Here is a 25680-nt window from a genome sequence, read left to right on the forward strand (position 1 = left end):
GAGCTTCTCGAGCGCCGAGCGTCAAACCCGGTACGCCCGGTACGCAGACAGGTAGCTTGAGGAATTGATGGCTGACAACGAGGGCACGCCCACCCAGACGACCGACGCCCCACCCGTGGAGACCGTCGCCGACGCGGCGGCCCCGGCCGAGTCCGCGAAGGGCGGCGCGCAGACCGACATGTCGGTGGCGGAGCTGCGTGAGTGGCTGCGGCGCTGGGTCTCCGAGGCGACCGGGCAACCGATCGAGCAGATCACCGTGGACCGGCCGATGGAGGAGTTCGGGCTCGCCTCGCGGGACGCCATCGCCCTCGGCGGGGACATCGAGGAACTGACCGGCGTGATGCTGAACGCGACGATCGTGTACCAGCATCCGACCATCGCCTCGCTGGCCGAGCGGATCATCAACGGCGAGCCGGAGCTGCCCGCGGAGTCGTCCGACGACGCCTTCTACACCGCGGGTTACGCGCCGGGTGAGGCACACGACATCGCGATCGTGGGTCTGTCGACGCGGCTGCCCGGCGCGGGCGACACTCCGGAGTCGACGTGGGAATTCCTCATCGGACGCGGTGACGGCATCCGGGAGCGGCCAGAAGGGCGCTGGTCGGAGTTCCTGGCCGAGCCGCAGTTGGCGGAAGCGGTCGAGAACGCCAACACCAGGGGTGGCTATCTCGATCAGGACGTCGTCAAGGGTTTCGACGCCGAGTTCTTCGCCATGTCGCCGGTCGAGGTCGAGCGGGTCGATCCGCAGCAGCGCCTGATGATGGAGCTGACCTGGGAGGCGTTGGAGCACGCCAGGATTCCGGCCAGCGAACTCAAGGGCGAGCCGGTCGGCGTGTTCATCGGCTCGTCGGGCAACGACTTCATGCTGCTCGCGGCGCTCGGCCTCGGCAGCGAGCGCGATCCGAACGTGCCGGTATCGGCCGAGGCCTACGCGATCATGGGCAGCGTCACGTCCATCATCCCCAACCGGGTTTCCTACTTCTTCGACTTCCGCGGTCCGTCGGTGGCCGTCGACACCGCCTGCTCCTCGACGCTGGTCGCGGTGCACGAGGCGGTGCAGGCGCTGCGCAGCGGTGACGCCGATCTGGCGCTCGCCGGTGGCGTGAACATGTTGCTCGCGCCGATGGCCACGCTCGGTTTCGACGCCAATGGCGGCGTCGCCAAGGACGGTCACATCAAGGCATTCTCCAGCGACGCCGACGGCATGGTCCGCTCCGAGGGCGGCGGTCTGGTGGTGCTGAAGCGGCTCGCCGACGCGGAACGCGACGGCGACACGATCTACGCCGTGATCAAGGGCTCCGCGGTCAACAACGACGGGCGGTCCAACGGTCTGCTCGCCCCGAATCCCGACGCCCAGGCAGAAGTGCTGCGTCGCGCCTACCGGGACGCGGGCATCGCGCCGTCGGCGGTGGATTACATCGAGGCGCACGGAACCGGCACCCTGATCGGCGACCCGATCGAGGCCGACGCGCTCGGCCGGGTGGTCGGCCGGGGACGTGCGGCCGACAAGCCCGCGTTGCTCGGTTCGGCCAAGACCAACTTCGGTCACCTGGAGTCCGGCGCCGGTGCGGCGAGCCTGGCGAAGGTGATCATGTCGTTGCAGCACAACGTCATTCCGCCGAACATCAACTACGCCGGACCGAACCCGTACATCCCGTGGGATCAGGCGCACCTGAAGATCGTCGACGAGCCCACCGAGTTCCCCCGCTACAGCGGCAAGGCCACCATCGGCATCTCCGGCTTCGGTTTCGGCGGCACCAACGCGCACGTCGTCGTCCAGGAGTACGTGCCGACCGCGACCGAGACCGAGGCCCCGTTCTCCGAACTCGAGGCACGGCTGGACGAGGACGCGGTGGCGGAGAGCGTCGACGCGGAGACGGAATCCGCGGCAGGCGACGCCGTGGCCGAGGCGGCCGAAGCCGACGCGGAATGGACCGCCGAGCGCACCGAGCCGCTGCCGCAGATCCTGCCCGTGTCGGGTTATCTGCCTTCGCGGCGTCGTCGTGCCGCCGCCGAGCTGGCCGACTGGCTGGAATCCGAGGCGGGCGCGCAGACTCCGCTCGCCGATGTGGCGCGGTCGCTGGCCAAGCGCAGCCACTGGCGTTCGCGCGGCGTGGTGCTGGCGAAGACGCACGAAGAGGCGATCGCCGGACTGCGCGCCATCGCGGCGGGCAAGCCGGGGACCGGCGTCTTCACCGCCGACGCGCCCGCGGCCATGGGCCCGATGTGGGTGCTGGCCGGTTTCGGCGCGCAGCACCGCAAGATGGGCAAGCAGCTGTACCTGGAGAACTCGATCTTCGCGAAGGCTGTCGACGAGGTCGACGAGCTGGTGCAGGACGAGGCCGGATATTCGGTGCGCGAACTGTTCCTCGACGACAGCCAGGACTACAACGTCGGCACCTCGCAGGTCGGCATCTTCACCATCCAGGTCGGCCTGGCGGCGCTGCTGCGCGCGCACGGCGCGGAACCCGATGCGGTGGTGGGTCATTCCATGGGCGAGGTCGCCGGCGCGTACATCGCCGGTGGTCTCTCGCTCGAGGACGCGGTGCGCGTGATCTGCGCCCGTTCCCGCCTTATGGGCGAGGGCGAGCAGATGATCAGTGACGACGACGTGCGCAACATGGCGCTCATCGAGTACAGCGCCGAGGACGTCGCGAGCCTGCTGCCGGAATACCCGGACGTCGAGGTCGCGGTGTACGCCGCGCCGACGAACACGGTGATCGGCGGTCCGCAGGACCAGGTCGCGGCGATCGTCGCCCGGGTAGAGGCGGCGGGCAAGTTCGCCCGGGTGCTGCAGACCCGCGGTGCGGGCCACACCTCGCAGATGGATCCGCTGCTCGGCGAGCTGGCCGCGGAGCTGGCCGGTATCGAGCCGACCAAGCTGAAGACCGGCCTGTACTCGACGGTGCACAAGGAAGAGTTCTTCCGCTCCGGTCACGACCCGATCCATGACGAGGACTACTGGGTCAAGAACATGCGCCATAGCGTGTACTTCACCAACGCGGTGAAGCTCGCCGTGGACGCGGGGCACACGACCTTCCTGGAGCTGGCGCCGAATTCCGTCGCGCTGATGCAGGTGCTGGGCACCACCTTCGCCGCGGGCGTGCACGACGCGCAGCTCATCCCCACGCTCAAGCGCAAAGAAGACGAGTCCGCCGGTGTGATCGCCGCGCTCGCCCAGCTGTACGTGCACGGGCACAAGGTGGATCTGTTCTCGCTGCTCGGTGCAGGCGAGTACGCCGACGTTCCGCGTACCACGTTCGTGCGCAAGGAGTACTGGCCGAAGGTCCAGCTGTCCTCGGGCGGCAACGGCCGGGTTCCCGGTGCGCACGTCGCGCTGCCGGACGGCAGGCACGTCTGGGAGGTCCAGGCCTCCTCGGTGACCGATCTCGCCGGACTCGTGCGCGCCGCGGCGGCGCAGGTGCTCAGCGACGTGTCGCTGGGCGCGTCCATCCCGCACGCGCCGATCCCGGCCGCGGGCACGCTCACCACCACGCTCACCCCGCATCCCGGCGGCGCCTCGGTGCAGGTGCATGCCAAGGAGGGCAGCGCCTTCCGCCTGGTGTTCGACGCCGTGGTCACCTCCAGTACTCCGCTGCCGGAACCTGTTGCGACCGAGACGGTCCCGGCGCCCGCCGCGCAGCCCCAGGGCGACGCCGACATCGAGGTCGTGGAAACCTTCGGCGACCGGTGGGATCCGAACGGCACGCAGACCGTCGAGGAGCGGCTCGCGCTGATCGTCGCGGAGTCCATGGGTTACGCGGTCGAGGATCTTCCGATGGAGATCCCGCTGATGGAACTCGGTCTGGACTCGCTGATGGCGATGCGGATCAAGAACCGGGTCGAGTACGAGTTCGACATCCCGCAGTTGCAGGTACAGGCTGTGCGGGACGCGAGCCTGCACGAGGTCGGCAAGGTGCTGCGGTACGCGATCGAGCACCGCGACGAGGTGCAGGCGATGGCGGATCAGCAGGCCGCCGACAAGGCCGCGGGCGGTACCGGCGAGCTGGCCGTCGACTCCGATTTCATCGCCACGGCCCGCGCGGCGCTGGCCACCGGGGCCGACCCGGTCGCGGCGGTGACCGGCAAGACGACCGACGCGCCCGAGGCCGCACCGGCTGACGCGCCGACGGATTCCGTGCCGCCGGAAAGCGCTGTGCCCGAAGCCGTGGCGCCCGCCCCCCAGCCTGCTGCCGCGCCCGCAGCCGTGTTCGGCGGCGCTGCCCAGCAGCCCGCCGACGAGGACGACGTCCCGCCGCGCGACGCCGCCGAGCGCCTGACCTTCGCCACCTGGGCGGTGGTCACCGGCAAGTCGGCCGGAGGCATCTTCAACACGCTGCCGATCCTCGACGAGGACACCGCGGAGAAGCTGGCCGCGCGCCTGACCGAGCGGGTCAAGGCCGAGGTCACCGTGGACGACGTCCTCGATTGCGAGACCATCGAGCAGCTCTCCGACATTGTTCGCAACCTGCAGGACAGCGGCGCGGATGTGGACGGTTTCGTGCGTCCGCTTCGGGCGCGCGCGGAGGGCTCGAACGCGGTTCCGGTATTCGTGTTCCATCCGTCCGGTGGAAACACGCTGGTGTACGAGCCTCTGCTGAAGCGTCTGCCCGCCGACACGCCGATGTACGGCTTGGAACGGGTCGACGGTTCCATCGAGGAACGAGCCCGCCAATACCTGCCCGAGCTGCGCAAGCTCCAGGGTGACGGGCCGTTCGTGCTGTACGGCTGGTCGCTGGGCGCGGTGCTGGCCATGCAGACCGCGCAACTGCTGCGGGCCGAGGGCGCGGACGTGCGCGTGGTCGGCCTGATCGATCTGGCCATTCCGACGCAGGGCGAGGACAACAGCCCCGAGGAGCGGGTGCGGCGGATCGAGCGCTACCAAACCTTCGCCAAGAAGACTTACGGTGTCGACGGCGAATTGGACCGCGAGCAGTTGGAGACACTGGCCGCGGCATCCGACGAAGAGCAGTTCAAGATGATCAGCGACCTGATCAAGATCAGTGGCGCGAAGATTCCCGGTGGCGTGCTCGAACACCAGCGCACCTCGTGGATCGATAGTCGCCACCTCGCCCGTACCCAACCGTCCCACTACGACGGCAACGTCGTGCTCTACCTCGCCGATCGCTACCACGACGGGATGATCGAGCTCGAGCCACGCTTCGCCGACCGGGTGCCGAACGGCGGCTGGGACGAGTACATCCCGAATTTGGAGGTCGTCCACATCGCGGGCGACCACCTGCAGATCATCGACGAACCGCGGATCGGCAAGATCGGAGCCGACCTGACCGCGAAGCTCGCCGCGATCGAGGCGAAAGGGGCCAAGTGAGCACTACTGCCGAGAAACTCGCCGACCTGCGCAAGCGCCTGGATTTAGCGCAGGAGCCGGCGGGTGAAGCGGGCGTGGCCAAGCGGGCGAAGAAGGGTATTCCCAGCGCCCGCGACCGGATCAACATGCTGCTCGATCCGGGAACCTTCGTGGAAATCGGCGCGCTGGTCCGCAAACCGGGCGACTCCGCCGCGCTCTACGGCGACGGCGTCGTCACCGGGCACGGTTTGGTCGAAGGCAGGCCAGTGGCGGTGTTCTCGCACGACCAGACCGTCTACGGCGGTTCGGTCGGCGAGATGTTCGGCCGCAAGGTGGCCGGGATCCTGGAGTACGCCGCCAAGGTGGGGTGCCCGGTGGTCGGCATCAACGACTCCGGCGGCGCGCGCGTGCAGGAGGCGGTGACCTCACTGGCCTGGTACGCCGAGCTGGGGCGGCGGCAGGAGCCGCTGTCCGGGCTGGTCCCGCAGATCTCGATGATCCTCGGCAAATGCGCCGGTGGCGCCGTCTACGCCCCGATCAACACCGACGTGGTGGTGGCGACCGAAGAGGCGTACATGTTCGTCACCGGGCCGAAGGTGATCCGTGAGGTCACCGGCGAGGACGTGAGTCTCGAGGAACTCGGCGGCGCGCGCAGCCAGGCGGAGTACGGCAACATCCACCACGTGGCCAAGGACGAATCGGCCGCGTTCGAGTGGGTGCGCGACTACCTGAGCTACCTGCCGACCAGCTGCCAGGAGCTGGCGCCGATCGTGAATCCCGGCTTGGAGCCGCAGATCACCGACACCGACCTGGAGCTGAACTCGATCGTCCCGGACTCCGACAACTCCGGGTACGACATGCACGAGATCCTGCTGCGCATCTTCGACGACGGCGCCTTCCACGAATTCGGCGCTTCGGCGGGGCGCAACGTCATCACCGGCTTCGCCCGCGTGGACGGCCGCAGCGTCGGCGTGGTGGCCAACCAGCCGATGGTGTACGCGGGCGCGCTGGACGCCCGCGCCTCGGACAAGGCGGCGCATTTCGTGCGTCTGTGCGACGCGTTCGAGATCCCGCTGGTGTTCGTCGTGGACACGCCCGGGTTCCTGCCCGGCGTGGAACAGGAGAAGATCGGCGTCATCAAGCGCGGTGGACGGTTCCTGTTCTCCTACGTGGAGGCGTCGGTGCCGAAGGTCACCGTGGTGATCCGCAAGTCCTATGGCGGCGGTTACGCCGTGATGGGCTCCAAGCAGCTGGGCGCCGACGTGAACCTGGCCTGGCCGACGGCGCGGATCGCGGTCATGGGCGCCGAGAGCGCGGTCAGCTTGATCGGAGCCAAGCAGATCGACGCCGCGCCCGAGGACCAGCGGGCGGCGATTCGCCAGCAGATGATCGATTTCTACAACGCCACCGTGGCGACGCCGTGGGTGGCCGCCGAACGCGGATACGTCGACGCGGTCATCGAGCCGTCGACGACCCGACTGGAAATCCGTCGTGCGCTACAGCTTTTGCGGGACAAGTCCGTTGCCCGCAATCCGCGTAAGCATCACCTGCTGCCGCTGTAGCAACCGGTACACGATCGGGCCGCACCCCTTGGGGCGCGGCCCGATTCGCGTCTGGCGTCTCGAATGATCAGCTGACGGTGACGGATTCGATGACGACGTCGTCGACCGGCACGTCCTGATGCATGCCCGCCGAGGAGGTGCGGACACCCGCGATCTTGTCGACCACGTCGGCGCCCTCGGTCACCGCGCCGAAGACGGCGTAGCCCCAACCCGCCGCGGTGGGAGCGGAGTGGTTGAGGAAGTCGTTGTCGGAGACATTGATGAAGAACTGCGCGGTGGCCGAGTGCGGGTCGTTGGTGCGCGCCATCGCGACGGTGTACTTGTTGTTCTTCAGGCCGTTGTTCGCTTCGTTCTGGATCGGGGCTTTGGTGCCCTTCTGACGCAACCCGGGCTCGAACCCGCCGCCCTGGATCATGAAGCCGGGGATGACGCGGTGGAAGATGGTGCCGTTGTAGTGGCCGGCGTTCGCGTAGTCCACGAAATTGCGCACGGTGTTCGGCGCTTTCTGATCGTCCAGCTCGAGCACGATAGATCCGTAGTTCGTCGAGATATTCACCTTGGTCATACACCCACCTTTCCATCCTTTCGTAGACGGTTGCGTCATACGGGTACTTTTCCAGTAGCGTCCGATACCGACGAACTGGTTTCGTGAGCACATGGGTAACTCGCCGGGAACGTCCAGAACCTGAGTCGCACCTGACGCAGGGCCTGAACGCAAATGGCGCGACGCCCCACTAGCACGGCCTAAAGACCCGGAGAGGCGGGGGAGCCAGCTAGCATTGCCAACCGTGCCCGACGCCGCAACCGCTGTACTCACGAAACCTCCCGCCGCCCCGGTGGTGACCCCGAACGATTTCCGGACCGCCCGGCTCATCGCGCTGGTGGCCGGAGTGCTCGGCGCGTTGTTCGCGCTGGCGACGCCGTTCCTGCCGGTCACACAGACGACCGCGGTGCTGAACTGGCCGCAGGGCGGGACGCTCGGCAACGTGCAGGCGCCGCTGATGTCGCAGGTCCCGATCGACCTGAAGGCGACGATCCCGTGCGAGACGATCGCCCAGCTACCCGAGCGCGGTGGCATGCTGCTGGCCACCGCGCCGCCGCAGGGCGACCGGGCCGCGCTGGAGGCGCTGTTCGTGCGGGTGTCGGAGACCTCGGTGGACGTGATCGACCGCAACGCAGTGGTTGTGTCGGCCGACCGCAGCCGCATGGGCGAGTGCACGTCGTTGAGCATCGCCTCGGACAGCGACAGCACCTACGGCGTGTTCAACGGGATAACCAGGCAGGTGGAGCGGCCGATCGAGGGCGGGGCGCCCGGGGCGAACGAGTCGGTCACCGTGCCGGTGGAGGGGCAGCTCGGCGGCGATCTGCGGCCCCAGGTGGTCGGCGTGTTCTCCGATCTGAAGGGCGCGGCGCCGACCGGTTTGTCGTTCACCATGACGGTGGACACCCGCTTCTCCTCCAGCCCGACCGCGATCAAGCTGGTCGCGATGATCGCGGCGGTGCTGTGCACGCTGATCGCCCTGGCGGCGCTGGCCCGGCTCGACAGCAGTGACGGGCGTGGGCACCGCCGGTTCCTGCCCGCGAACTGGCTGAAGCCGACCTGGGCGGACGGCGCGGTGGTCGGCACGCTGCTGCTGTGGCATTTCGCGGGCGCGAACACCTCCGACGACGGCTACATCCTCAGCATGGTGCGGGTGGCCCCGCACGCGGGCTACATGGCCAACTACTTCCGCTGGTACGGCGTGCCGGAGGCGCCGTTCGGCTGGTACTACTACGTCATCCAGGTCTTCTCGGAGATCTCCACCGCCAGCGCCTGGGTGCGGTTGCCTGCGCTGGCCTGCGCGATCCTGTGCTGGCTGGTGATCAGCCGCGAGGTGGTGCCCCGGCTGGGTCGCGGCGTGCGCACCAGCAAGGTGGCGCTGTGGACCGGCGGGCTGGTGTTCCTGGCGTTCTGGCTGCCGTTCGACAACGGCCTGCGCTCCGAGCCGATCGTCGCGCTCGGAGCGCTGCTGACCTGGGTGTCGATCGAGCGGGCCATCGCGACCGGGCGGCTGCTGCCCGCCGCGGTGGCCGTCCTGGTGGCGGCGTTCACTCTCGCCGCCGCGCCGACGGGCCTGATGTGCGTCGCCGCGCTGCTGGCCGGTATCCGTCCGATGCTGCGCATCGTGGTACGCAAGCACCGGCAGTTCGCCGCGCTCGGCGCCGGTCGGTGGGGCTCGACGCTGCCCCTGCTCGCACCGATCGCCGCGGCGGGCGTGCTCGTGCTGACGGCCGTCTACACCGACCAGACCTTCGCGGGCATCCAGGAGGCCAACCGGGTTCGCCAGGTGACCGGGCCGAACCTGGCCTGGTACGAGGATTACCTGCGCTACTACTACCTGTTCGTGGAGACCGTCGACGGCTCGCTGTCGCGGCGCTTCGCCTTCCTGGTGATGCTGCTGTGCCTGTTCACCACCATGCTGGTGCTGCTGCGCCGCAGGCGGGTGCCGGGTATCTCCAGCGGTCCGACCTGGCGGTTGATGGGCGTGGTCTTCGGGACGATCTTCTTCATGATGTTCAACCCGACCAAGTGGACCCACCACTTCGGCGCGTACGCGGGCATCGCGGGTTCGCTGGCGGCGGTCACCGCGGTCGCGGTCTCGGCGAGCGCCCTGCGAGCCCGCAAGAACCGGGCCATCTTCCTGGCCGGGTTGCTGTTCGTGCTCGCGATCGCGTTCTCCGGCATCAACGGCTACTGGTACGTGTCCAGCTTCGGTGTGCCGTGGTTCGACAAGCGCGTCTCGCTGCACGGCTACCAGTCGAACACCCTCATGCTCGTGCTGTTCGGCGTGGCGCTGGCATTGGTCGGTTGGTACGCGCTGCGGGAGGACTACACCGCGCCGCAGCCGTCGGCCAAGACGGCACGTGGCAGGCGGATCCGCCGGTTCGCGGCGATCCCACTGACCGTGGTCGCCGCGCTGATGGTCGCGCTCGAGGTGCTTTCGCTGGTGAAGGGCGCGGTCTCGCAGTATCCGGCGTACTCGCTGGCCCGGTCGAACATCGACGCGCTCAGCGGCAGCACCTGCGGCCTGGCCAATGACGTGCTGGTCGAGCCGGACCCGAACGCGGGCAAGTTGGAGCCGATCATGGATCCGGCGCATCCGCCGACGAATCCGTCCGATCCGCTGGCCGGTGTCGATCCGGTCGGTTTCGACCCCAACGGCGTGCCCAATGATCTGTCCGCCGACAGCGTCGAGGTGAAGCCGGGCACCGGGAACACTTCCACGCAGTCGGTCGGCGCGGCGTTCGCGGAGGGGCAGAGCGCGGGCACCGGCGGCGGTCAGGGCGCGCGCGGCGTCAACGGCTCCACCGTCGCCCTCCCGTTCGGCCTGGATCCGGCGACCACGCCGATCCTCGGCAGCTACCAGAACGGCGTGCAGCAGCCCGCGAACGTCACCTCGAGCTGGTACCAGTTGCCCGCGCGTTCGGCGGACAAGCCGCTGGTGGTGATCTCGGCCGCCGGTCGCATCCTCTCCTTCGACGACACCGGCGCGATGAAGTACGGCCAGTCGCTGACCGTCGACTACGGCAAGCGGCAGCCCGACGGCAGCGTGCAGAAGCTCGGCACCTACCTGCCGCGTGACATCGGCCCGTTCCCGTCCTGGCGCAACCTGCGGGTGCCGCTGGACGAGATCGCGCCCGACGCCGACGCGGTGCGCATCGTCGCCAACGACCCGATCCTGATCGGGGACCAGTGGCTGGCGTTCACGCCGCCGCGGATGCCGAAGTTGCAGACGCTCAACAGCCTGCTGGGTTCCCAGCAGCCGATTCTGCTCGACTGGGCGGTGGGCTTGCAGTTCCCATGCCAGCGTCCGTTCGACCACCGCAACGGCGTGGCCGAGGCGCCCGGCTACCGCATCCTGCCGGACCGCCCGCTGGCCATCAGCTCGACGAATACCTGGCAGGCCGAGGAGTTCGGCGGCGTGCTCGGCTTCACGCAGATGCTGGCCAGGTCCATCTCCGTGCCCACCTACCTGAAGGACGACTGGGCGCGGGACTGGGGCTCCCTGGAGCGCTACGAGCAGTACGACCGCAGCGCGGTCCCGGCGAAGCTGGACACCGGCACCGCGACGCGCTCGGGCCTCTGGTCGCCGGGCAGTATGCGCGTGTTCTGATCCGTTTCGGGCAAACACCAGGCCGTCGCATCGGTACAGGGACCGGATGCGACGGCCTTTGCCTTATCCAGGACATCGTCGCACGGGCTGAGCAGTGCGAATCCGTACCGTGAAATGCGCGAGCCGGCCGGTAGTCTCAGGGCATGACGAGCAGCGCACCCAGCGACTGGTACCGCTGGATCCCGGACCAGATCACGGCGCGGGACTACGAACAGCTGCCCCCTGATTTCTGCCGGACCATCGAGGTCATCGACGGCCATATCGTCAAGTGCGAAAGCCCCTCACGGCTGCATAATCGGGTGGCGCGGCGCATGGCCGCGCATATGGAAGCAGCGCGCAAGCCGGAACCGTGCTTGATGGTCGAGACCGACGTGGACGTCCGGCTCAGCGACGTTCCGCTCAGCCTCCGCCGACCGGACGTCGTCGTGTATCGCTGTCTGGACGACGATGCGCGACTGTATGCCGATGACACCGTGCTCGTGGTCGAGATCGTCTCTCCCGACAGTTCACACCACACCGATACGGTGGAGAAAAAGGCCGCATACGCGGCGGTCGGTATCCCGGTCTACCTCATCGTCTTCCTCACCGAGCCCGGCGATGGAATCGAGCAGATCGAGGAGTACCGGCTCTCCGAAGGTCGCTACCACCTGGTCTGTCTGCATACTCGCCGTCTGGCTGTGGACGTGCCGATACCCGTCGACGTCGCGTTCAGCGAGCTGGCCACGGGCTAGGTGCCCAGAACACAGGGCCGCCGCGCAGGTGAATCCTGCGCGGCGGCCCTGCCGTATGTCGCCGGTGCGTTACCGGGCGCTCAGACCTTCAGCCGAAGGCCGAGCTCGCGCCGGAGCACCTCTTGCGAAGGGAGGCGGCCGAGCACGCGCAGCACCGCAGGCCGCAGCTCCCGTTGTTCCTCTTCGTTGAGCAGTCCGACAAGATCGCGCAGATCCATTTCATCGAATGCCGTTGTCATGGCATTCAGATTAAGGCCAGCGGCCCGATTCGTCCTGCGATGCATAGCCACAGGTGGGAGCATATTTTTCAGACCGGACAACCGGTTTATTGGACGGTGCGGTCGTAGCGCGCCCGCGCGGCGATCACGTCGTCCATGCGTGTCTCCGCCCATGCTTTGACCGCGCTCATGACCGGCTGAAGACTGTGGCCGAGCGGGGTGAGTTCGTAGTCGACGCGGACCGGGACTTCCGCGGTGATCCGTCGCTCCACCAGGCCGTCGCGTTCCAGTCCGCGCAGCGTTTGCGTGAGCATCTTGGGACTCACGCCCGCGATGATCCGGTTCAGTTCGCCGTAGCGCAACGGCCCGTCGGCGAGGGCGGCCAATACGAGGCTCACCCATTTGTCGCTGATCCGGTCCAGGAGTTGCCGGGTCGGGCACTCGGCGATGTACGCGTCGTACCGCTGTTTTGCCAGCTCACGGCGCTGCGCCGCGGTCTTCGTCGCCACCGGGAGCACCTCGCTGCCTCTAACGCACTTTCGGGTAACTACTACCCATTGGATAGTAACCGTTCCTAGATTGGTCGGCAGCAGACAGGAAGGAACATCATGCGTGCAGTGGTAGTCCGCCGGCCGGGACCGGAAGCCGTGGTGGAGATCGTGGAAGTGCCGACTCCGCAGCCCGGCCCGGGTACGGTTCGCATCGCGGTCGCGGCGGCGACGGTGAACCCCGTGGATCTGATGGTGCGGGCGGGCGTGGGCGGCACGCCGTTCGCCGCGCAGCGCGATCAGTGGGGCGTCGGCTGGGATGTCGCGGGCACGGTCGACGCGCTCGGCGCGGGCGTCACGGAGTTCACGGTGGGGCAAGCGGTGATCGGCATCAGCGACCGGCTCGACGTCTCGCTCGGTGCGCAGGCCGACTACGTGGTGCTGGAGGTCGGGAACGTCGCACCCGCTCCGGTTTCCGTGTCGCCGGTGCAAGCGGCGACCCTCCCGCTCAACGGTCTCACCGCGCTCCAGGCTCTCGACGCGCTGGATCTCGCGTCCACCGACACGCTCCTGGTCACCGGCGCGGCGGGGGCTGTCGGCGGCTTCGCGGTCGAACTCGCGGCGGCGCAGGGTATCCGGGTGATCGCCGCGGCCGCACCCGCCGACGAGGACGCGGTGCGCGCCTTGGGCGCCACCGATTTCGTTCCGCGCCAGGCGTCCTTGCCGGATGCCGTCCGCGCCATCGTCCCCGGCGGCGTCGACGCCGCCCTGGACGCGGCTGCCCTCGGCCCGGCGACGCTCGCCGCGGTGCGCGGCGGCGGGCGATTCGCGTCGATCAGCGTTCCCGACACCCCGATCCCGTTGCGCGGCACCAAGGTCCACACAGTCCTTGTCCGCGCCGACCGCACCCGACTCGACCACCTCGTAACCCGAGTAGACGCGGGCAAACTAACCCTCCGCGTAGCGGCGACCCACCCCCTCACCGCCGTCCGAGAAGCCCAATCCCGCCTAGCCCTCGGCGGCCTCCGCGGCCGCCTCGTCCTCATCCCCTGACACCCTCCACGAGTGGCACACGGCTGCGGCGAATCGCGAGAAGCCAGCTCCACCATGTGCGACTCGCGGAGTCAGCGGATGCGGATGGGGTCGTCGGTGGAGAGGCCGGTGCGGGTTCGGGTTGTGGTGGTGATGGGGGCAGGAATGGCGGTGGGGTCGTAGGGGGTGAAGCGTTCGAGGGAGCCCCAGTCGCGAGCCCAGTCGCGGTCGAGGTATGCGGGGACGGTTTGGGATTTCAGCAGCAGGCCGGTCCAGCCGAGTGGGCCGCCGCCGATGTCGTCTTGCCAGGCGTTCGAGGCGTCGGAGCCGACCCGGTCGGGCAGAATGCGCCACTGCGGAATCTCGCCCACGCCGTCCTTGTGGTCGAACGGCCGCTGGCACGGGAAGGCGAGGCCGACGTGCCAGTCGAGTAGCACGGGAGCCTGCGATCCGACCACGGAATTCAGCGTGGCCAGCTTGGGCAGCCGGGGCGGGGTGACGGCCAGCCACTGCTTGGGCGTGATGTCGTTGTCGATCGCGACCAGCCGCACCGCGTTCACTTCCGCCGGCAGCCGGTCCAGCGGCACCCGCAGGTTGCGCCAGGACGGCGCTGGGCCGATGTCCAGCGGATCGATCGAGCCGAGCGTGCGCACCTCGCCGTCCGCGCCACGTACGCCGTACTCCAGGTGCAGTTCCTGTCCGTAGGTGAGCACACCGTCGGCGTCCACCGAGCGGATCCGGCCCGCCGCTGTGATCGCGAGCACCTGGTAGGCGGGGTCGTTGCGCATGCTGTCGGTCAGGTCGAGCCGGTACCACTGGGTGGTCAGCTTCGCCTGCTGTTGCTCGCCCTCCTGGTAGCTGCCCAGCACCGGGGTTCTCGCCGGGTCGAGACCGAACGGCAGCGCGACGGTGCTGCCGTTGATGCCCGCCTGCTCGGTGGTGCCGCCGCCGGTGCCCGCGCCGGTGGTGTTGGTGGTCTTGTTCTCCGAATCCTTGTCCACGGAGTTCGCGCCGCCGGTGACCGTCTCCTCCGCGTCCGCGGTGAGGTCACGCGCCACCCCGTTCGGGGTGAATCCTTTGTTCTGCGCGGCCAAGCCGTCCGCAGGCGATCCGGTGAAGGGCTGCAGCAGCGAATCGGCGGTGTCGGTCTCGACGAGCACTTCGTTGGCCAGCGCGCACGAATCCCCGCCGACCGATTGCACATTCGACTTGGTGATCGAGTACGCGGGGTACTGCGTGGCAGCGGCCTTGGCGAGCGAGGCGACCTCGAAGATCACCAGCAGCGCGGCGGCCACGGTCAGCGGCGCGGAGGCCCACCGGTCGAATCGCCGTGGCGCTCCGGGCCGCTCACGCCGGTACGGCTCGCGATAGTGCTGCCATATCGCGACCAGCAGCGCGAGGACACTGAGCCCGAGGAACAACGTGGACAGCCCCTTGCCCGCGATCAACGGCGCCTTGTCCCACCACGGGACACCGTAGCTGGACACGTACCACCACCCGTTCGAGCCGGTGAACGTCACGGCGAGCAGGAAGAGCACGGCGGCGGCGAACAACGCGCGGTTGCGCGGCGAGCGAATACCGGTGGTGCCCACCGCGACCGCCGCGAGCGCGGCCAGCGATCCGGCCAGTCCGGCGTACACGCCGAAGTGGTGCGTCCATTTGGTGGGGGTGAACATCATCAGGAACAGCGATGCGAACACGATGCCGAGAATGCGCACCGAGGGGCCGCGCGAGGTGCCCGGAATCCGGCCCTTGCGCAGAACTTGCAGCACGCTCACGAGCAGGCACAGCAGCATCACCAGCACGCCGAACCGCCGCGCCAGCGAACCGTCCGGCGAGAGCATGAGCAACGAGTCCCAGCGGGTGCGCTCGTCGAACCACGCGACGTTCGGGCCGACGATCGTGCGCACCCGGGTGGCTTCCAGCACCGTCGCCAAGGTCTGGTCGGCGAAGATCACCACCAGCACCAGCGTGCCCGCGGCGAGGCCGGGGGCGACCAGCGCGGCGAACCGGAACACCGCGCCCGCCCGGGACGGCTCGCGCACCTTCGCGGGGGCGTTCACCGCGGCCGCGGCTTCGGCGGAACCGGCGGCAGCCGCGTCGGCATCGGGCCCGGTCCGGGCCGGGACGGCGCCGCGAGCGCGCTTGATGATGATCAGCAGCACCGGCCGTGAACCGGCGATCAGCGCCGCGATGCAGATCAGGCCGGTGGGGCCCGCCGCGAGGGAGAACGCGGCGATCAGGACGGCCACCGCGGCGGGCAGCAGCCGTCCGGTCGCGATGGCGCGCTCGATCGAGCACCAAGTCAGCAGCGCGCCCGCCGCGATCAGCGGTTCGGGGCGCAGGCCGTTGTCGTAGGGCAGCCAGAACGCGAGGAAGACCAGGCCCGCCGTCCACAGCGCCACTTTGTTGCGGCGCACCCGCGCGCCGAGGCGGGGCAGCACCTCGCGGCTGATCACCAGCCAGCAGATCACGCCCGCCAGCAGCGTGGGCAGTCGCATCCAGAGGCTGGCGTCGGAGATCCGCGACATCCACGCCAGCACCTCGTACGACCACCCGAACGGGGCCTCGGGGACCGCGAACCACCGGTAGTAGTTCGCCATGTAGCCCGCGTGCCCGGAGACGCGCGCCATGTTCAAGATGTAGCCGTCGTCGGAGGTGTTCGCCCCGATGACGTGCCACAGCGCCAGCGTGCCGAGCACGACGCCGTCCGCGGGGGTGACCCGCCACCAGTGCGCGGGCAGGAACCGGCGCGGTCGGCGCCCGTCGGCGGTGTCCAGCAGATGCAGTGCGACGAGTGCGATCAGCGTGAACACGGCGGCGGCGATCATTGCGGCCAGCTTCAACGGCGTCGGCGTGGAGGAGAAACGCGAGTCGATGTCCGCGTGCACCTGCGCTCCGGCGAGCCGATCGGCCTTCAGATCGGTGAACACGCCCACCAGCTGCGGCCGGATGTCCCGGCCGACCGTGGACTGGAACGGCGTGCCGTCCCGCCGGGTGACGCCGGTGAGTTCAGCCGTCGTCGCGGCGGCGGTCGACTCGATGCGGATCGTCGCGCAGGACCCGACCTCGGCCAGCGGCGCGGACAACAGCGGGATGTCGCGTTGCACCACCGAGAGGACGCCGTCGGCGACCGAGACCACCAGGCCCTTGGTAGCCGCCCGCCCGGAGGCCACGGGGGCGGTGGACAGCAGCGTACCGCCCGATCCGAGCTCTCCGGTCATCGAGCAGGGCAGCGTCGCACTGAACCGCAGCGGCTCGTAGGACACCAGCGGCGCCGCCACGCTCCCGGCGCCGGACTCGGGCCAGTCCAGGCTCGCCCGATCCTGCCGCACCGGCAGCAGCGGGGTCAGCAAGGCCAGCAGGAATCCGAGAAGCCCGGAGAGGAGGGCGATCAAGCGGATACGGGTGAACGCTGGAGAAGATCGGTCCGGTCGCACGGTGGTTGATGCTAGCTACCGCCCGGTGTGATGCCGACTGCCCCCGACGCGCGCAGCGAATGAACGTCCCACAGCCAGACGTCCTCGACCCGCGTCGGCGTGAATCCGAGCAGCTGGGTCACGGTCTCCCGCAACACTTCGCCGTTCTTCGTCGCGGGCAGCACCAAGACGTCGGCTTGCCAGAACCGCAGATCGTCCGTCGCACGGGTACGCACGCCCGCGTCGATCGGCGGTACGACTCCACTGTCCTGGGCCTGTACCAGCAGAGCGGTGGTCGTACGGGCCTCGGGACCGTAGATGCCTTTCTTGCCGGCACCGGTAGGGCCGACGAAGTAGCCGCCCGCCAGCGGGAAGGTGAAACCCGCGTCGGCCTGCCAACGTAGCGCCCGTGCGTCGGGTGGCCGGGGCGGCGGCACCAGGACCACCGATCCGTCGCCGACGTAACGGCGGACGGCGCCGTCGGCGAAGAAGTCCGGTGTCGGCGGTCGCTCGACCACCGGCAGGATGGTCGGGATCAGCGGCAGCAGCGCACCGGTGAGCGCCGCGAACCAGGCCAGCGGCTTCCAGTCCACCGCCGATTGCGTCCATGTCCCCACCGCGCGGTCGCTGGCCAGCGCGAGCACCACCGCGATGGCCGGGATCGCGGCCATGCTCATCCTGCTCTCCAGCACGGTGTTCAGCAGCGGAACATGTTCGGCCCAGCGCCACGGCAGGTCGACGCCGGTCGGCTGTTTACCGATCGTGGCGACCGCGCCCAGCGACAGCAGGCCGAAGACCGCGATCACCACGCCCGCGGCCCGCACCACGCGGTCGCGCCACAGCATTCCCACCGTGAACACGACCAACAGCAGCAGCGGCCAGCCGAAGTACGCGTTCTGCTCGGTCGGATTGATCGCCACGTTCGCGCCGGGCGCGAACACGCCGCCCAGCGATTCGGACGGGAACTGCACCAGCGCTTCGAGGTCGTTGCCCATCGGGCCGTGGTCGATCGATCGATAGCTCTGCGGGCCGAAGAATTGCCACCACAGCGGAATCTCGGCGAGTGCCAACGTGATCACCGCGGCCAGCGCGAAAGTCGGGGCGACCACTCGCGTCACGCGCAGCGCGGTGCGCGGAGCATGCGCGTAGTACACGATCCCGAACAGGCCGAACGCGAGGGCGAAGATCAACAGCGGTTCCTCGCCGAGCGCGATCTGCGTCGCGACCAGAAGTCCGAGAACGGCGGCATCCCGTACCCGCCCGCCCGGCCGTTCCCGTTCCGCCGCGGCCGCTCGCCGCGCCATCCGGATCAGCAGGCCCGCGATGATCGGAAGCAACAGCAGCACGACGAAATTCGGGTGGGCGTTGGCGTGCGAGATCATTCCGGGCGCGAATCCGCAGAACAGTCCGCCGATCACCGCCGCGACCCGGGACCGGACGAGCTCGCGGACGAATAGGCGATACCACGCGAACGCCGTTCCGGCCAGACCGAGGGTGAGCACGAGTACGAACGTGACGGTCGGCCCGAAAAGCAAGGTGACCGGTGTCAGCGGCACGCCGACACCGAACATGGCCGTGTTGGCCATCATGTTCACCCCGGCCGGGAAATTCTGCAGATCGGTACCGAGCGGGTTGTGCAGGGCGGCCACCGAGTGCGCGGTGACGGCGAAGAACCACTCCCACATCGTCTGGTCCTGACCGCTCTTGATCAGATATCCGTTGTCGGTATCGCGCCACTGGCCCGATAGCACCGTCGCTGCCAGCGCCAGGTAACCGGCGCATACGAGCAGATCGGCGAGCGGAAGTCGGGGCAGCCGCCGGGTACGCGCGGGAGTGGTGAGCACTCCGGTCGCCGTCGCCTCTTTCGTCGCGATCGCGACCGTCGCCGATTCCGCCGGTAGGTCGGTCTCGGCGTCTTGTGCCTGTGTCACCTGCGCATCACTCCTCGCCAGCGCGCTCCGTTACAACCACGCTGTGCGTGGACCGACAAACGAGAGGGGTATCCACTGCGCGCGAGTTCAACCGCCGCGATTTCAGCGGTGGACGGTGACCAGCGTGAACGGTCCGATGTCGGTGGTGGTGAAACGCGGGTCGGCGAACAGTTCCTTGGGGAAACTCACCGAATAGCGCGCCACGTTGGGGTCGTTCGGGTAGACGTCCTTGGCCAGCCGCAGCGTGTAGGTGTCGCCGCTGTGCCGGAACAGAAACGCGTCGGGCGCGCGCCACGGGCCGGCCGCCAGCGCGTCGAGCAACTCCTGCGGCGTCTTCAGCTTGCTCCAGCGCTCGATGGTCGCCGCCCGGCCCGCGAAGTCGGCGAGCGGGTTGGCGTAGTGGGAGGTGAGCGCTTGGAAGCCGAAGTAGGGATAGAAGGACAGGAAGCTGGTGTCGGCGGTGAGTACCACCGTGTCCGAGCGGGGTCGGCCGGTCTGCGCGGTGAGCGCCGCATCCACTTCGTCGTAGAAAGACACGGCCGACACAGGCCGTTTGTCGGCTCGCTTTCCGTCTCCGTCGGTGTCTGTGTAGGCAGTCGTGATCTCCGGAGTCAGCACGTGCGGGATGTCTTGGGCGAACGCCAACGCGCCGATCGTCGCGACGACGATCGCCACCAGCCGGAACCGGGCGGGCTCGTTCAACGCTTGGTAGATCGCCCGCGCGCCCTCCACGAACCCGAACGCGCCCGCGACCGACAGCAGCACCAACAGCACCGGCTCCAGACGGAACGACAGCAACGTGGTGCCCGCCGCGGTCGCGGCCATGGACAGCAGCGCCCACAGGTAGATCGCCGCCACCCCGATGCCCAGCGCCTGCGCCCGTCGCGACGACGCGCCGCTCAGCACCAGCCAGATGATGCCGACCAGGCACAACGCCCCGAGCAGGGAGAACTGGAACATCGGCAACGGCAGTTCCGCTCCCGCTTCCGGCAGATAGTGCTGGGCGGTCCCGGAGCTCGCCGTCGCGCTGCGCAGCGCCTTCGCCAGGTACGGCGCCCACACGACGAGCGCGAACAGCCCGGCGATCACCGCGATCACCCCGAGCCGCACCAGCGGCGGCGCCGCCGCGCGCCACGCGGGACGGGTCGGCCCGGTCGCCGCGCGCGCGCGGCGCGGACGGTCGGCGCGCCGCGCACGCACCGCGAGGAAGGCCGCCACCAGACCCATCAGGGCCACCGCGAAAGCCGCCGCGAGGAAGTAGAGGGTGTAGAACGTGGCCGCCCAGCCGAGGAACAGCCCGGTGCCGACGACCGCGCCCCAGCCACCGGCCGTGCGATGCTCCTCCGTCACGCCCTCCAGCGGGCGATACAGCGCCCCCCAGGCGAGCACCAGCGCGGGCGGCAGCAGCAGCACGATGACGGCGCTGTAGGCCTCGGGGGCGGCGTAGGCCAGGGTGACCGCCGTGCTCGCCGCCGCGACGCCCACCGCCCAGTCCGCGCGGATCAGCTTCGACCACAACACCAGCGCGACCACCGCGGCCACGGCGAGGAACGTGATCGCGTACGGCTTGAATACTTCCCAGCCGTCCATCCCGAGCAGATTCGCCACCCGCCCGCCGATCCAGAACCAGCCCGCGGGGTAGAACGACGGCAGATCCGCGTACGTCATGTCGCGCAGCGCGGCGGAATCGGTGAGCCGGGTGAGGAACTCGGTGCGGAACTCCTGATCCACCGAGACGCCGAACAGATACAGCTTCGTCGCCGCCAGCGGCATGCCGAGCGTGAACGTGACGAACGTCGAAAGACCCACCCAGGACAGCAGTTTCGCTATCCAGGGCCACTTGCGCAGCCGCAGCAGCGCGATCGCGACCGCGAGCACGACCGCAGCGCCGACCTGCCCGACCGTGGTCAGCGCCCGCGTCACGTTGGAGGAGTTGAACGCGGGCCACTGCACCAGCGAGAACGCGACGAGCCCGACGACGGCCACCACGGCGGCGACCACCGCCGCGAGCGCGGCCTCGCCGACGCCGGCCGCGATCTGACGTGCCACGAGTGACCCGCGCCCCGGCGCGGGGGCCGGATCGACGGGACGCGGCGGCGCTTCGTCCGCCGCGGTCACCGTGCTCAACGGACCGCTCCGCGCTCGTCGCACTGGATTACTCGCATGGCGCCTCCGGGTTCACAGGGTCACTCCGTCAGACGATAGGTGCCCGCGCGATCACTGATCACGCGGGCACCATGTCCGAGTTCGGTCGCCGATCAGATCGGCAGTCTGCGGAAGATCGAGCGCGGGATGTGCCGCAGCACCATCATCACGTAGCGGAAGGTCCCCGGCGCCCAGACCAGTTCCTTCCCCCGCTGCGATGCCGCGACCGCCAGCGCCGCGACGTCTTCCTTGTCGACGGTGAGCGGAGCCTCTTTGACGTGCGCGGAGAACTGGGTCCGCACCATGCCGGGCCGGATCACCAGTACACGCGGGCCGTGCGGCCGCAGCGCTTCGCCGAGCCCGAGGTAGAAGCCGTCCAGACCGGCCTTGGTCGATCCGTAGACGAAGTTCGAGCGGCGCACCCGTTCGCCGGCGACGGAGGACATCGCGATGATCCGGCCGAAGCCCTGCGCCTTCATCTTCTCGCCGACCAGCACGCCGACGGAGACCGCGGCGGTGTAGTTGATCTGGGCGACTCGCACGGCCTTGGCCTGGTTCTGCCACAGCTCTTCGGGATCGCCGTCGAGGGCGAAGGCGACGATCGCGACGTCCACGTCGCCCGCGTCCCAGGCGGCGTCGATCACCTTGGCGTGCCCATCGGTGTCGAGCGCGTCGAAGTCGATGACCTCGACCTGGCTCGCGCCCGCGGCCTTCATCTGGGCGACCGCGCCCTCGCGCAGCGGATCACCGGGCAGCGCCGCCAGAGTGATGCGCGCGGGCCCCTTCTTCAGGTACTCCGCGCAGATTGCCAAGCCGATCTCCGACGTGCCACCCAGCAGCAGAATCGACTGCGGGTTACCAACGGCATTGATCACTGCAGCTCCAGCCTTCTCGCCATATCGGACATGAAAACGCCTGTGGGGTCGACGCTACGGCGGACCTTGATCCACTCGTCGATCCGGGGATACATCTTGTGGAAGGTTTCGGCGGTGGTCCGCGAATCCTTCGCGGTGTACAGCCGCCCGCCGAACTCCAGCACGCGCCGGTCCAGCTCGCCGACCAGCTCGTTGAGACCGGGCTTGATCGGGAAGTCGACGCAGATGTTCCAGCCCGGCATCGGGAAACTCAGCGGGGCCTGGTTGCCCGGGCCGAACAGCTTGAACACGTTCAGCGCCGAGTAGTGCCCGGAGGCCTGGATGTCGACGATGATTCGCTTGAACTCCTCGACCGCCTCGGTCGGCACCACGAACTGGTACTGGAGGAAGCCGTTGGAGCCGTAGCCGCGGTTCCACTCCGCGATCATGTCCAGCGGGTGGTAGAACTGCGTCAGGTTCTGCACCTTGCCGGTGTAGTTGCCGCCCATCCGGTAGTAGGCCTCGCCGATGGACATCAGCGTCAGCTTGTTCATCGTCCAGTTGGGGAAGATGTCCGGGACGGTCATCAGCTGCGGCGCGTCGAACTTCAGCGGCTTGCTGCGCAGCCGCTTGGGCAGCTCGTCGAGCTTCGCCAGCCTGCCCCGGGTGATGGTGGCCCGGCCCAGCTTGGGCAGCGGGCTGATCACGTCGAACCAGGCGCTCGAGTAGGTGTAGTCGGCCTCGCTGCCGTCGCTGTGCGCGGCGATGGTCTCGTCGAGGGTCGTGGTCTTCACGCCGTCGTTGAGGAAGTAGGCCGTCTCCGTCGGCACCATCTCGATGGTGGCGCGCAGGATGATGCCGGTGAGCCCGTTGCCGCCGACGGTCGCCCAGAACAGCTTGGCGTTGCGCTTCGGCGTGATGTGCTGCACCTGCCCGTCGGCGGTGAGCAGATCGATCGAGCGCACGTGGTTGCCGAAGCTGCCCTCGCTGTGGTGGTTCTTGCCGTGGATGTCGGAGGCGATCGCGCCGCCGATGGTCACCTGGCGGGTGCCGGGGAGCACCGGGACCCAGAGGCCGAACGGCAGCGCGGCCTTCATGAGCTGGTCCAGGCTGACGCCGCCGTCCACGTCCACGATGCGGGTGTCGCGGTCGATCCGGTGGATGTTGTTCAGCGCGGTCATGTCGACGACCAGACCGCCCGCGTTCTGCGCGTGATCGCCGTAGGAGCGGCCGAGGCCGCGCGCGATCACGCCGCGCCGCAGGTGGGCGGGCTTGCCGTCGTTGTCCTCGGCGACCATGGCGACTGCCTTGGCGATCAGTTCGGGATCGCTGGTCGAGAGCACTTCGGAGGAGGTGGGTGCGGTGCGACCCCACCCGGTCAACGTGCGGGTGCGCGTCGGAAGAGTGAACGCGGTGCCCGCGGCCGGGCCGTCGTTCGCGACGCCGGCGCCTTTGTCGTTCCCGGTTGTCTTGGTGGCGGTCGGAGCTTTCGTGGACATCGGCATAGAGGCTACAGGTATGACGGCAGATGGGGACGCGGTCGCTCTACCCATGGGTAGTGACGAACACGTCGGTTTAGAACCGTAATGAGTGCCCGACCCGGTCCGGCGCTACGCTCGTCGGCGTGCAAGCCGAACCCCAACTGCCGCTTCCGGCCGAGTTGCCCCTGGTCGACGAGCCCGGCGGCACCGAGGTCGACCTCAAGACGCAGATCATCCGGTTCACTCTCACCGGCGGGTTCTCGGCCGTCGTCGACTACGGGCTCTACAGCCTGCTGCTGAACCTGGTCGGTCTCCCGGTCGGTGTCGCCAAGTCGATCAGCTTCGTGGCGGGCACCACAACGGCATACCTGATCAACCGCCGCTGGACCTTCCAGGCTCCGCCCAGCCGCATCCGCTTCCTCGCGGTGGTCGTTCTCTACGCGGTGACCTTCGCGGTGCAGGTCGGCATCAACAACCTGCTGTACTTCTCGCTGGCCGACGAGTGGTGGCGCCAGCCGCTTGCCTTCGTCGTGGCCCAGGGCACCGCGACCGTCATCAACTTCATCGTCCAACGCTTGGTGATCTTCAAGCTCCGCTGAGTTATCCGCTCGTGGCGGCGTGGTCGGCCAGGAAGGCGCCGACCAGACGATTCACTTCGTCGGGGACCGGTCGAGAGAGGTTCGAGTCGAGGAATCGCGCTCAGCCGGTCAGAACGAGCAGTCGGTGGGACGGCCTGCCCAGCCGCCCTTCAGGAATTTGATGACGGCGCAGAACAGATCCTCCGACCAGGAACCCACCGGGGTCACGGCCGAGATCGTGGCGACGGGTGTGGAGACAGGTGCGGCGACAGGTTCCGCGGCGGCCGAGCCCACCGGAACGACGAGTCCTGCGATCACGGCGGTGACGACGACAAGCTTCTTCATCAGGTGGCCTCTTTCCGTGGTTCTGGATGGCGGCTCGTAAGGCCGCGCAACCGACTGATCGGCAGCAATTACCCCGACGTTACGAAGTATGTTGCGCACCAAGCAATTAGACCCTGCTGTCGTCCAGGCACACGGCTGCGGATTGCCCGAGGGAGGTCTCGATGACGCGTCGCTCGCGGGCAGCCCGATTGATTGGCAGTCCCAACGATGTATGGTGGCTGTTGTGGAGGAGACACCCGCGCGCCTGGTCGCGAAGCCGAGTTGGCTGGTCACCCAGTTGGCCGTGCATGCCCACCGGTTGGCGTCCGACAGCTTCGGCGAGGTGGGTGCGCGTGGGTACCACTACCGCATTCTGGCCGCGCTGGACGAGTTCGGGGCGGCGAGCCAGGCTGAGCTCGGGCGCCGGTGCAACATGGACCGCAGCGACGTGGTGGCGGCGATCAACGAACTGGTCGGCCAGGGTTTCGTCGAGCGGACGCCGGACCCGGACGACCGAAGGCGCAATATCGTGACCCTCACCGAGGCGGGCAAAGGGCAACTGCGGCGCATGGATCAAGCGCTCGAGAAGGTGCAAGACGACCTGCTCGGACCGCTGTCGGCCGAGGACAGAAACGAACTGACCCGCCTGCTCACCCGCCTGCTCGCGCACCATCAGCGAGGTGGACGGGCCTGGTCCACCGCTGGCGGCGCCCGGCACATCTCGCCGCAGCCGGTGATCCGCCGCGCCACGCCCTTCAGGAGCCGCTGATCATCGTGTCGGCCAGCTCACGTTTCTCCGCCTTCGCCCCGAAGTAGTCGCCGCCTTTGGCGCGAATGTTGTCGGTGCCCCACTCGCGTTGTTCGCGCGGGGCGGGGATCAGGTGCGGGATGTGCTTGCGGCAGTGGATGTATGCCTCTTGCACATCGACCACCACCCACTGCTCCGCGGCGCGGCCTTTGTGGTTGACGGGCAGGTCGGGCACGGTGGTGCGAAGTGCCGGGTCGGAGACGATGCGGGCCGAGCCGTTGATGTGCAGTCCGATGAGGTCGCGCACGAAATCGATGAGCAGAATCCCGACGTGCGGATTCTCCAGGATATTGCCGAGGCTCGCCATGACGCCGTTGCCGCGGTATTCCGGATAGGCGATCGTGCGGTCGTCTATCACATGGAGGAAACCGGGCAATCCGGCGCGGAAACTCGAGTCGCATTCGCCGTGTTCGTCGGCTGTGGCGATGAACGCCATATCCATCCGGCCGATGAAATCTATCATCGTCGGATTGAGCCGGTCGAGCACCTGATCGTCGTAGAAGCGCTGTGCTCGATCTTCTGTTCCGTACCGTTCTTGCAGCTCACGCTCTCCGTCGCTGCCACTGTGTCCACCGGGCATCGCAGCCCCCTCCGGTCGCCGGAATGCGGGTTACACCAGGCTCGACGTTGAACCGCGGTCGTCTCGA

Annotated in this window: 17 protein-coding genes; 7 read left to right on the top strand and 10 right to left on the bottom strand. The window is 68.5% G+C overall.

Annotated features, from left to right (window positions below):
• Window positions 1-67 precede the first annotated feature (67 nt).
• Together pks13 and ACFV2O_RS03475 are read left to right on the top strand one after the other, a co-directional pair.
• Window positions 68-5329, top strand: coding sequence for a polyketide synthase Pks13 (pks13, locus tag ACFV2O_RS03470; protein WP_379249876.1), 5262 nt, complete (start codon window positions 68-70; stop codon window positions 5327-5329).
• On the top strand, window positions 5326-6870 hold the full coding sequence (locus ACFV2O_RS03475; protein WP_379249878.1) for an acyl-CoA carboxylase subunit beta: 1545 nt from the start codon (window positions 5326-5328) through the stop codon (window positions 6868-6870). The genes pks13 and ACFV2O_RS03475 overlap by 4 nt, the downstream gene beginning before the upstream one ends.
• A 67-nt stretch (window positions 6871-6937) precedes the next feature.
• Here ACFV2O_RS03475 and ACFV2O_RS03480 read toward each other — a convergent pair whose 3' ends face one another.
• Window positions 6938-7435, bottom strand: coding sequence for a peptidylprolyl isomerase (locus tag ACFV2O_RS03480; RefSeq protein ID WP_379249880.1), 498 nt, complete (start codon window positions 7433-7435; stop codon window positions 6938-6940).
• A 223-nt stretch (window positions 7436-7658) separates the two neighbouring features.
• Here ACFV2O_RS03480 and ACFV2O_RS03485 point away from each other — a divergent pair, with 223 nt between their 5' ends.
• Together ACFV2O_RS03485 and ACFV2O_RS03490 are read left to right on the top strand one after the other, a co-directional pair.
• Entirely contained in the window at window positions 7659-11024 is a 3366-nt protein-coding gene (locus tag ACFV2O_RS03485; RefSeq protein WP_379249882.1) for an arabinosyltransferase domain-containing protein, read from the top strand.
• Between the two features lie 143 nt (window positions 11025-11167).
• A complete protein-coding gene (locus tag ACFV2O_RS03490) occupies window positions 11168-11755 on the top strand; it encodes a Uma2 family endonuclease (RefSeq protein ID WP_355073120.1) in 588 nt (195 codons plus the stop codon).
• 80 nt (window positions 11756-11835) lie between these two features.
• Here ACFV2O_RS03490 and ACFV2O_RS03495 read toward each other — a convergent pair whose 3' ends face one another.
• Both ACFV2O_RS03495 and ACFV2O_RS03500 read right to left on the bottom strand, forming a co-directional pair.
• The gene (locus ACFV2O_RS03495; protein ID WP_169332658.1) at window positions 11836-11994 is read right to left on the bottom strand and encodes a hypothetical protein; all 159 of its coding nucleotides are present in this window, start codon (window positions 11992-11994) and stop codon (window positions 11836-11838) included.
• An 86-nt stretch (window positions 11995-12080) separates the two neighbouring features.
• Window positions 12081-12482: a helix-turn-helix domain-containing protein gene (locus ACFV2O_RS03500; RefSeq protein ID WP_355073117.1), complete on the bottom strand. Its 402-nt coding sequence runs from the start codon at window positions 12480-12482 to the stop codon at window positions 12081-12083.
• Between the two features lie 99 nt (window positions 12483-12581).
• Here ACFV2O_RS03500 and ACFV2O_RS03505 point away from each other — a divergent pair, with 99 nt between their 5' ends.
• Entirely contained in the window at window positions 12582-13514 is a 933-nt protein-coding gene (locus ACFV2O_RS03505; protein WP_379249885.1) for an NADP-dependent oxidoreductase, read from the top strand.
• Window positions 13515-13585: 71 nt separating this feature from the next.
• On the opposite strand, the gene ACFV2O_RS03510 is transcribed toward ACFV2O_RS03505, so the two are convergent.
• From ACFV2O_RS03510 to ACFV2O_RS03530, 5 genes are all read right to left on the bottom strand, one after another.
• Window positions 13586-16933 (bottom strand): arabinosyltransferase domain-containing protein, encoded by a 3348-nt coding sequence (locus ACFV2O_RS03510; protein WP_379249887.1) that lies wholly within the window; start codon window positions 16931-16933, stop codon window positions 13586-13588.
• 11 nt (window positions 16934-16944) lie between these two features.
• Window positions 16945-18843, bottom strand: coding sequence for a glycosyl transferase (locus tag ACFV2O_RS03515; RefSeq protein WP_379249889.1), 1899 nt, complete (start codon window positions 18841-18843; stop codon window positions 16945-16947).
• Window positions 18844-18945: 102 nt separating this feature from the next.
• On the bottom strand, window positions 18946-20961 hold the full coding sequence (locus tag ACFV2O_RS03520) for a galactan 5-O-arabinofuranosyltransferase (protein WP_379250135.1): 2016 nt from the start codon (window positions 20959-20961) through the stop codon (window positions 18946-18948).
• Window positions 20962-21101: 140 nt separating this feature from the next.
• Window positions 21102-21863, bottom strand: a complete 762-nt coding sequence (locus tag ACFV2O_RS03525) for a decaprenylphospho-beta-D-erythro-pentofuranosid-2-ulose 2-reductase (protein WP_355073111.1) — start codon at window positions 21861-21863, stop codon at window positions 21102-21104.
• Complete coding sequence (locus ACFV2O_RS03530; RefSeq protein ID WP_355073109.1) at window positions 21860-23347, bottom strand: FAD-binding oxidoreductase; 1488 nt, start codon at window positions 23345-23347, stop codon at window positions 21860-21862. Before ACFV2O_RS03530 ends, ACFV2O_RS03525 begins: the two co-directional genes overlap by 4 nt.
• A gap of 119 nt (window positions 23348-23466) precedes the next feature.
• On the opposite strand from ACFV2O_RS03530, the gene ACFV2O_RS03535 reads away from it, so the two are divergent.
• Window positions 23467-23922: a GtrA family protein gene (locus tag ACFV2O_RS03535; protein ID WP_355073107.1), complete on the top strand. Its 456-nt coding sequence runs from the start codon at window positions 23467-23469 to the stop codon at window positions 23920-23922.
• A 108-nt stretch (window positions 23923-24030) separates the two neighbouring features.
• Here ACFV2O_RS03535 and ACFV2O_RS03540 read toward each other — a convergent pair whose 3' ends face one another.
• Window positions 24031-24246, bottom strand: a complete 216-nt coding sequence (locus ACFV2O_RS03540) for a hypothetical protein (RefSeq protein WP_355073102.1) — start codon at window positions 24244-24246, stop codon at window positions 24031-24033.
• A gap of 223 nt (window positions 24247-24469) precedes the next feature.
• On the opposite strand from ACFV2O_RS03540, the gene ACFV2O_RS03545 reads away from it, so the two are divergent.
• Window positions 24470-24994 carry a MarR family winged helix-turn-helix transcriptional regulator gene (locus ACFV2O_RS03545; RefSeq protein ID WP_379249892.1) on the top strand — a complete coding sequence of 175 codons (525 nt, stop codon included), beginning with the start codon at window positions 24470-24472 and terminating at the stop codon, window positions 24992-24994.
• On the opposite strand, the gene ACFV2O_RS03550 is transcribed toward ACFV2O_RS03545, so the two are convergent.
• The gene (locus tag ACFV2O_RS03550) at window positions 24981-25613 is read right to left on the bottom strand and encodes a pyridoxamine 5'-phosphate oxidase family protein (protein WP_379249893.1); all 633 of its coding nucleotides are present in this window, start codon (window positions 25611-25613) and stop codon (window positions 24981-24983) included. The two genes, ACFV2O_RS03545 and ACFV2O_RS03550, sit on opposite strands and share 14 nt — an antisense overlap.
• Window positions 25614-25680: the final 67 nt, after the last annotated feature.

Origin of the sequence: Nocardia sp. NPDC059691 (assembly GCF_042733915.1) — a bacterium.
Taxonomy (GTDB): Bacteria; Actinomycetota; Actinomycetes; order Mycobacteriales; family Mycobacteriaceae; genus Nocardia; species Nocardia sichangensis.